Origin of the sequence: Flavobacterium sp., assembly GCF_046317795.1 — a bacterium.
Classification (GTDB): Bacteria; Bacteroidota; Bacteroidia; order Flavobacteriales; family Flavobacteriaceae; genus Flavobacterium.
On the sequence record NZ_JBKCVI010000188.1, the window covers coordinates 1 to 7,995 of the forward strand.

A 7,995-nucleotide genomic window follows, 5' to 3' on the forward strand; every position below is an offset into this window, starting at 1 on the left:
TGATAGTTTTATAATGGTTTACAATAGGTTTTCCATCAGTGAAATTCCATATATACTTGGAAAAACTGCCAAACTCTTCCTGCACTTTCATAAAAGCAATGGCATTGGTAATCGTTGCTCTAATCTTTAATTGGTTTCGGATAATGCCAGCATCTTGAAGCAATGCTGTAACTTTGTTTTCGTTATAATTGGCAATTTTCTTGTAGTCGAAAAAGTCAAATGCCTTTCTAAAATTGTCTCTTTTTTTCAAAATAGTGTACCAACTCAAACCCGCTTGAAAGGTTTCCAAAACTAAAAATTCAAACAGTTTATCATCATCATAAACGGGATTTCCCCATTCGTTATCGTGATAATCTCGGTACAAATCGTCTTTTTCGCACCAAGCGCAGCGTGTTTTGGATTTCATTTTCTAACAATTTTTTTTTTCGCTGCTGCTGTCGAAAAACTTTCTTGGCTTTCTTCCGAAACTTTCATTATTTCGGTCAAATGTGTTTTATATTCTTTGGTTGTTAAAGGTTTTCCTGTTGTTGTGAAGCAGTAAACATCATTGTTAATGAGCTCCTCAATTTGATTTAATAGTTGTTCATTTTCTATAGCTAAAATACGATGAACAATGTTACTACGTTGTGTTTCTAAATTCATAACTTTTAATTTTATCAAATGTATTAATTATTTTCCATGAATATATTTTTCAATTAATGAATGGCCTAAATAGATAAGCGGTGTCATTAAGATTGCAATGATTAATTTAACAAAATAACCTGTAAATGCTGATGTAATAAAAACTTCTGTCGTCATTTTTCCTGTCATCCAAAAAGCAATACCCAAGACAATAAAACTATCAAACAATTGCGAAATCACCGTAGAACCAGTGCTTCGCAGCCAAATCATTTTATTGCCCGTTCTGTTTTTTACAAAATGAAATATAGTAACATCAATTAACTGAGAAACTAAGAATGCCGTTATGCTACCCACGATAATCCACATGCTTTGCCCAAAAACACCGTTAAATTGGGCATCGGTTACCAAGTTTTTCCCATCAACGGCAGGAATTTGCATCGCTAAATAAAGAATTACAAAAGTATAAGCAATCAAACTTGCCGTGATTAGCGATAGCTTCCGAACGCCTTTTTCACCAAAATAGTCATTGATTAAATCGGTAGTAATAAATACAATGGGCCAAGGTAAAATCCCAATACTCATTACCGCTGAACCCACCTGAATTAATTTTCCGCCTATGAGTTCGGCGACAACAGCATTGGTTATAAAAATGCCTGCTAAGACAACATAAACTGTGTCTTTTTTTGATTGAAACATAAAAAGTAATATTTATGAGAAAAAACCAAATATACTTTTTTTAAAAAATAAAAAAAAGGTATTTCAATTAAGAAACACCTTTTTAAGAATGTAAAGTTTTGTAAATAATCTAATTATCCTAGAGCAACTCTTTTGAAACCAGTAATTTCAACGTTGAATCCTTTAACATAATCGCCTACTTTTTTACTATCATCTTTGATGAAGTTTTGGTCTAATAATGCTTTCTCTTGATCTAAAGTTGTATTATCAGAGATGAAACGTTGTACTTTTCCTGGAATAATTTTATCCCAAATTTGTTCTGGTTTCCCTTCCGCTTTTAATTCTGCTTTAGCATCTTCTTCTGCTTGTTTTAAAACTTCGTCAGTCAATTGAGAGAAAGAGATATATTTAGGAACATTTTTCAAAGTTTTTCCTAAACGTTTTGCTTCTTCATTTTCTTTTTCGATTACAGCAATACGAGCAGCAAGTTCAGAGGCAACAAAAGCAGGATCAAAATCTTTGTAAGATAATGTATCAGCTCCCATAGAAGCTACTTGCATAGAGATGTCTTTTGTTAAAACGTCAGCGTTGGCAATTGGTGCAGAAATGGCAGTTAATGCAGCAATTTTGTTCACGTGAACATAAGATCCAACGAAAGCACCTTCTAAGATTTCAAAACCACCGATTTCTATTTTTTCACCGATAACACCAGTTTGTTCGATTAATTTTTCAGCCACAGTAATTCCGTTGAAATCTGATGCTAAGAATGCTTCTTTAGAAGAGAAGTGGATTGCTTTTTCCACTAATTCTTTGGCTAAAGTTACGAAAGCCTCATTTTTACCTACGAAATCTGTTTCGCAATTTAAAGTGATGATTACTCCTTTAGTATTGTCAGCGTTGATAAAAGAAACAGCAGCTCCTTCAGAAGAATCACGGTCAGAACGGTTAGCCGCAACTTTTTGCCCTTTTTCTCTAAGGTTTTGTATAGCTTTATCGAAATCTCCTTCCGCTTCCACTAAAGCTTTTTTACAGTCCATCATTCCTGCACCTGTAGTTTGTCTTAATTTATTTACGTCTGCAGCAGTAATTGTGATTGTTGACATAATATTTTTTATTTAAAATTAATTTTTTTGTAAAAATGATAAATTCCAAACTTAAAATTCCCACCCGAGACCAAAGGTCGAACTGGCGAAAGCAAATTCCAAGTTTAAGAAATCATCAATTAAATGACAACTTTTGGAACCTGTCTGCCGTATGGCAGGTTTGGAATTTCTTTTTTGGAATTTAATTTCTTTTATTCTTCAGATTTAGTTTCTGTAGCTTCTGCTTCTGGAGCAGCTTCTACTTCTACTGCCGCTTCCACTTCTGGAGCAACTTCTACAGCTGGTGCTTCAACTGCAGCATCTACTTCCACTACTTCTTCTGTTTCTGTTTCAGGAGCAATATCACCTTCAGATGTTTTATTAGCTAATCCGTCAATCACAGCAGCAGTTACTAAAGATAAAATTTTATCAATTGATTTAGAAGCATCATCATTGGCTGGAATAACATAATCTACTTCACGTGGATCAGAGTTGGTATCAACCATTGCGAAAACTGGAATGTTTAATTTTTGCGCTTCTTTTATGGCGATGTGTTCCGCTTTGATATCCACTACAAATAAGGCAGCTGGAAGTCTAGACATATCAGCGATAGAACCTAAGTTCTTTTCTAATTTTGAACGAAGACGATCTACTTGAAGTCTTTCTTTTTTAGAAAGTGTCATGAAAGTTCCGTCTTTCTTCATTTTATCAATAGTAGCCATTTTTTTAACAGCTTTACGGATAGTAACGAAGTTGGTTAACATACCTCCAGGCCATCTTTCTGTGATGTAAGGCATGTTACAAGCCAATGCTTTTTCTGAAACAATATCTTTTGCTTGTTTTTTGGTAGCTACAAAAAGTATTTTTCTACCTGATGCTGCAATTTTTTTCAAAGCTTCGTTAGCTTCTTCAATTTTTGCAGCTGTTTTATATAGATTGATAATGTGAATTCCATTACGTTCCATATAAATGTATGGAGCCATATTTGGATCCCATTTACGAGTCATGTGTCCAAAGTGAACACCTGCTTCTAATAATTCTTTAACGTCAATTTTGTTTGCCATTGTGTAATAGTTTACGTTCCGTTTGATTAGCAATGCGTCACCTTTTTCGCTTTAGGACATCTGCCTTTAAGACTTTGGACTGCATTTCGATGCTAAACTAATTCCCTTTTTACAAGGAATATCGACAACTTTGTTTTTAATTTCAATACTTTGTGCTGAATTCATTTCAGCAACTGTTTTTGGTAGTTTCGCTATCTTGAAAAGATACTGAAACAAGTTCAGTATTAACGTTTAGAGAATTGGAATCTCTTACGCGCTTTTTTCTGACCGAATTTTTTACGTTCTACCATTCTTGGATCTCTTGTTAGTAATCCTTCTGGTTTAAGGATGCTTCTGTTTTCAGCTTCCACTTCACACATAGCTCTTGCTAGAGCCATTCTTACAGCTTCTGCTTGTCCTGTTGAACCACCACCATATACATTTACTTTTACATCAAAGTTTTCTGCATTGTTTGTCATAGACATGGGTTGCATCACTTTGTATTGTAAAGTAGCTGTTGGGAAGTAAGTTGCAAACTCTCTTTTGTTAACAGTAATTTTTCCTGTTCCTTCAGAAACATAAACACGTGCTACTGCACATTTTCTTCTACCGATTTTGTGAATAACTCCCATTACTTAAGATCGTTTAGGTTAACGGTTTTAGGTTTTTGCGCACCATATTTGTGCTCAGTTCCTACTACTACATTTAAATTTCTGAAAAGTGCTGCACCCAATTTGTTTTTAGGCAACATTCCTTTCACTGCTTTCTCAATAAGCGAAGCAGGGTTTTTTGATTGCAAAACTTTTGCAGTCAAACTTCTTTGTCCTCCTGGATAACCTGTGTGACGAATATACGTTTTGTCGTCCAATTTGTTACCTGTAAGGTTGATTTTCTCTGCGTTGATAACTATTACGTTATCTCCACAGTCGACGTGAGGTGTATAACTTGGTTTGTATTTACCTCTAAGAATCATAGCGACCTTTGAAGCAAAACGACCTAAGTTATGACCATCAGCATCTACAATGATCCACTCTTTTGTAACAGTGGCCTTGTTTGCAGATTGTGTCTTGTAGCTTAATGCGTTCATAATTTTTTTTTAATTAAACATTCCATTCCCAATAAAGGGAGCGCAAAAGTACAATTATTTATTAATAAAGCAAATACGTTTTTTAATTTTTTATATTTACTAGTATGTTTTGCTTAATTTCCTTTTAATCAAATGACTTAGTGTAATAAAAACTGCAATTTTTGGCACATAAATCTTGCCCCATTTAAATAAATTACCAATAACTTTGCATTTATTTTGAGATGTTACAAAATATATTTTGTTATTTTTACACTTTAACCGATATAAAATGAAATCGAAAGCCACATTAAAACAAATTGCAAAAGAGTTAGGAGTTTCCGTTTCTACAGTATCAAAAGCGTTGAATGGTAGTCCAGAAATAAGCGAGCCAACCAAACAGAGGGTTCAAGAATACGCCAAATTAAAAAATTATAAACCCAATGTTATTGGTTTAAATTTAAAAAACAGAAGCACCAAGACTATTGGTGTTATCATCCCTAATATTTTAAATTCTTTTTTTGCCAAAGTTTTTACGGGTATCGAAAAAGTAGCCGATGAAAAAGGATATAAAGTGATAACTTGTATTTCCAATGAATCATTAGAGAAAGAAATCAATACATTGGAAATGTTGAGTAACGGAACAATAGATGGATTTATTTTATCTGTGGCCGAAGAAACCCAGAAATTAGAACAGTTCAATCACTTTAATAGTATTATTAACGAAGGAACACCCATTGTGATGTTTGACAGGATTTCGGATAATGTAAATTGTGATAAAGTAATCGTAGATGATTTTGAATCGGCTGTAAACGCCACAGAGCATTTAATTAAAACAGGATGTAAAAAAATCGCACTTTTTTCGGCAATTGATAATTTAAGTGTTGGGAAATTAAGAGCCAAAGGATTTTATAAAGCCATGGAAAATAATGGTTTTTCAATTGATGAAAAATTAATTATCCTGACTGATAATGAGGCCGATTTTGATAAAAAGGTAGTAGCTTTGTTTAAAAACAATACAATTGATGCTGTTTTTGCGCTTGACGAACATGCCTCAGTATCTGCGTTGAAACTGGGATTAAAAAACGGGTATAAAATCCCAGAGGAACTATCAATAATTGGTTTTGCCGATGGAGTTTGGTCAAGAAGAATGTCTCCAAGTTTGTCTACAGTTAGTCAGCATGGCCCGGAAATTGGTGAAGTTGCTGCTCAAATGTTAATTGATAAACTAGAAAGTAAGGAAGAAGGTTATACTTTCAAAACTACCGTTATCAATACAGAATTAAGACAGCGAGAATCCACAAAAAAATTAAATTAGTATTTACGATATAAATGACGCAACTAAATTAGGTTTTTTTACTCTAATTAATTTAAATTCTATTTTTATGAAAATTATAATGTTCCTTTTTTTACTTTTGATGTTTAATGTAACACTTGCTCAAGATGAAGCAGCTGTTTTTGATATTGCCAGGAAAGGAACCGTTGAACAAGCAAAAGCAATTTTAAAAGCAAATCCAAACGCATTTAACACGATTAATGCTGATGGATATTCTCCATTGATTTTAGCATGTTATAGAGGCAATAATGAAGTCGCTAAATTATTGATTGAAAATGGAAGTGATATTAATGGAAATTCTAAAATGGGAACACCTTTGATGGCCTGTGTTGTTAAAGGGAATAATGAAATTGCAAAGTTTTTAATAGAAAAAAAAGCAGACATACATCTAGCTGATACTAACGGAACTACTCCAATAATTTATGCAACAAATTTTAAAAATTACGAAGTTGTATCCCTGCTTATAAAAGCAGGAGCCGATTATACTAAAAAAGATAATAGAGGAAACTCAGCATTAGATTATGCAATTCTTTTAGACGATGACAAATTAATTGAAACCCTTAAAAATAAAAAACTATGAAAAAAATTACTTTATTAATTACTTTATTTATTGTTACTCTTGGTCAAGGGCAAACATTTTCAACTGGTACAATTCAGCTTTTTCCTGAATATTCAGTAAAAATCGATGTTACATCATCATTAGTTACTTTAACTCAAATTATGCCCAGTGACAGATGGTATGCTTTAGCATTTAATAATTCATCAATGTTATCAGGTGATATAATAGCATTTATCAATACTGCCAATATATCTGACAGACAATTGGGCGGTTTTGCAGTTCCAGCTGCTGATGCTGTTCAAAGTTGGACTACAATTTCTAATACTCTAAATGGTACTGTTCGAACAGTTGTTTCAACTAGAGCATTAAATACAGGTGAAGCAGGCGATTATGTTTTTTCTGCATCGGCTGGCTCTATTAACCTCGCTGCTGCACGTGCTGGTAATGCTACTTTTTCTTTAGCCGCACACGGTGGAAGTGCCAATGCTGCGACAACCGCTGCTTTTGGAATAACACTAGATAATTCAGAATTTGATTTAAATTCGTTTACTATGTATCCTAATCCTTCAACAAGTGCAACCACTATTCAATTACCACATAATATTTCAAAAGGAACAGTAAAAGTTTATGACAATCTTGGAAGAGTAGTTTTAAATCAAGAAATATCTAATGAAAGCAACGAATTGAATACTTCTTCGTTACCGTCAGGAAATTATCTAGTTGTTTTAAGAACAGATTATGGTAATGCTACAAAAACATTATTGGTAGAATAATCGAATTTACCTATAAAATAAAAAAGCTAAAGGTTTTTACTTTTAGCTTTTTTTTATATAATAAACTTTTCTAATTAGAAGCCGAGCTTATTTTATAAAATCTATCAATAATAATAAATCACTAACAGCTTTTTTTATTATCCAACTGCTAACTGCTCACCTTTACTGACAACTGAATACTAAAATCAATGCGCTTCCAACCAGTTTTTACCAACTCCCATTTCAACAACCAACGGAACATCCATTATAAAAGCGTTTTCCATTTCGTGTTTTATCATCGGTTGTATTCTTTCTAATTCGGAGTTGTGAACATCAAAAACCAACTCGTCATGTACTTGCAATAGCATTTTCGATTTCCATCCCGAACCGTCGGCATTTTTAGATATTAGTTTTTTATGAATATTAATCATCGCAATTTTGATGATATCAGCTGCCGAACCTTGAATAGGTGCGTTTACGGCATTTCGTTCGGCACCACTTTTTACCATCATATTGGCCGAATTAATGTCTTTCAAATAACGTCGTCTTCCTAAAACGGTTTGAACGTAACCATTTTCTCTTGCAAAATCGACTTGATTCGACATGTATGATTTTAGTTTTGGATAGGTTGCATAATAAGCATCGATCAAATCGGCACTTTCTTTTCTTGAAAGCGAAGTTTGATTGGAAAGTCCAAAGGCAGAAACACCATAAATAATCCCAAAATTCACAGTTTTCGCATTACTTCTTTGCTCCTTTGTAACTTCCTCTAACGGAACATTAAATACTTTTGCAGCGGTACTTTTATGAATATCTTCGTTGTTTTGAAACGCTTTAATCATGTTTTCTTCGCCCGATAAAGCG

At 33.5% G+C, this 7,995-nt stretch carries 11 protein-coding genes; 3 read left to right on the top strand and 8 right to left on the bottom strand.

The window, feature by feature from the left end; genetic code table 11:
- The 7 genes from ACK5ON_RS11100 to rplM all read right to left on the bottom strand — a co-directional run.
- On the bottom strand, nt 1-406 hold a 406-nt coding region (locus ACK5ON_RS11100), incomplete at its 3' end, for a DNA-3-methyladenine glycosylase I (RefSeq protein WP_409822405.1).
- Nucleotides 403-642, bottom strand: a complete 240-nt coding sequence (locus tag ACK5ON_RS11105) for a hypothetical protein (protein ID WP_396176709.1) — start codon at nt 640-642, stop codon at nt 403-405. The genes ACK5ON_RS11100 and ACK5ON_RS11105, both read right to left, overlap by 4 nt.
- Nucleotides 643-669: 27 nt before the next feature.
- A complete protein-coding gene (locus ACK5ON_RS11110; RefSeq protein ID WP_409822407.1) occupies nt 670-1,317 on the bottom strand; it encodes a queuosine precursor transporter in 648 nt (215 codons plus the stop codon).
- A gap of 113 nt (nt 1,318-1,430) precedes the next feature.
- Nucleotides 1,431-2,399: a translation elongation factor Ts gene (gene tsf / locus ACK5ON_RS11115; RefSeq protein ID WP_409822409.1), complete on the bottom strand. Its 969-nt coding sequence runs from the start codon at nt 2,397-2,399 to the stop codon at nt 1,431-1,433.
- Nucleotides 2,400-2,590: 191 nt separating this feature from the next.
- Nucleotides 2,591-3,442, bottom strand: a complete 852-nt coding sequence (gene rpsB, locus ACK5ON_RS11120; protein WP_409822411.1) for a 30S ribosomal protein S2 — start codon at nt 3,440-3,442, stop codon at nt 2,591-2,593.
- 224 nt (nt 3,443-3,666) lie between these two features.
- The gene (gene rpsI / locus ACK5ON_RS11125) at nt 3,667-4,053 is read right to left on the bottom strand and encodes a 30S ribosomal protein S9 (protein WP_396176733.1); all 387 of its coding nucleotides are present in this window, start codon (nt 4,051-4,053) and stop codon (nt 3,667-3,669) included.
- Nucleotides 4,053-4,508 carry a 50S ribosomal protein L13 gene (gene rplM / locus ACK5ON_RS11130; protein WP_396176734.1) on the bottom strand — a complete coding sequence of 152 codons (456 nt, stop codon included), beginning with the start codon at nt 4,506-4,508 and terminating at the stop codon, nt 4,053-4,055. The genes rpsI and rplM overlap by 1 nt, the downstream gene beginning before the upstream one ends.
- A gap of 268 nt (nt 4,509-4,776) precedes the next feature.
- Here rplM and ACK5ON_RS11135 point away from each other — a divergent pair, with 268 nt between their 5' ends.
- The 3 genes from ACK5ON_RS11135 to ACK5ON_RS11145 all read left to right on the top strand — a co-directional run bounded on the left by ACK5ON_RS11135 (nt 4,777) and on the right by ACK5ON_RS11145 (nt 7,152).
- Nucleotides 4,777-5,802, top strand: a complete 1,026-nt coding sequence (locus tag ACK5ON_RS11135; RefSeq protein ID WP_409822413.1) for a LacI family DNA-binding transcriptional regulator — start codon at nt 4,777-4,779, stop codon at nt 5,800-5,802.
- A gap of 67 nt (nt 5,803-5,869) precedes the next feature.
- On the top strand, nt 5,870-6,400 hold the full coding sequence (locus ACK5ON_RS11140; protein ID WP_409822415.1) for an ankyrin repeat domain-containing protein: 531 nt from the start codon (nt 5,870-5,872) through the stop codon (nt 6,398-6,400).
- Complete coding sequence (locus ACK5ON_RS11145) at nt 6,397-7,152, top strand: T9SS type A sorting domain-containing protein (RefSeq protein WP_409822417.1); 756 nt, start codon at nt 6,397-6,399, stop codon at nt 7,150-7,152. Before ACK5ON_RS11140 ends, ACK5ON_RS11145 begins: the two co-directional genes overlap by 4 nt.
- A gap of 185 nt (nt 7,153-7,337) precedes the next feature.
- Here the strand turns inward: ACK5ON_RS11145 and ACK5ON_RS11150 are convergent.
- A partial coding sequence (locus ACK5ON_RS11150) for a DNA polymerase (protein ID WP_409822419.1) occupies nt 7,338-7,995 on the bottom strand: 658 nt, incomplete at its 5' end.

Coding starts and splice junctions, on each gene's coding strand:
- ACK5ON_RS11140 (WP_409822415.1), top strand. CDS start 5,870: ATGAAAATTATAATGTTCCTTTTTTTACTTTTGATGTTTAATGTAACA.
- ACK5ON_RS11135 (WP_409822413.1), top strand. CDS start 4,777: ATGAAATCGAAAGCCACATTAAAACAAATTGCAAAAGAGTTAGGAGTT.
- rpsB (WP_409822411.1), bottom strand. CDS start 3,442: ATGGCAAACAAAATTGACGTTAAAGAATTATTAGAAGCAGGTGTTCAC.
- rpsI (WP_396176733.1), bottom strand. CDS start 4,053: ATGGGAGTTATTCACAAAATCGGTAGAAGAAAATGTGCAGTAGCACGT.
- tsf (WP_409822409.1), bottom strand. CDS start 2,399: ATGTCAACAATCACAATTACTGCTGCAGACGTAAATAAATTAAGACAA.
- ACK5ON_RS11145 (WP_409822417.1), top strand. CDS start 6,397: ATGAAAAAAATTACTTTATTAATTACTTTATTTATTGTTACTCTTGGT.
- rplM (WP_396176734.1), bottom strand. CDS start 4,508: ATGAACGCATTAAGCTACAAGACACAATCTGCAAACAAGGCCACTGTT.
- ACK5ON_RS11110 (WP_409822407.1), bottom strand. CDS start 1,317: ATGTTTCAATCAAAAAAAGACACAGTTTATGTTGTCTTAGCAGGCATT.
- ACK5ON_RS11105 (WP_396176709.1), bottom strand. CDS start 642: ATGAATTTAGAAACACAACGTAGTAACATTGTTCATCGTATTTTAGCT.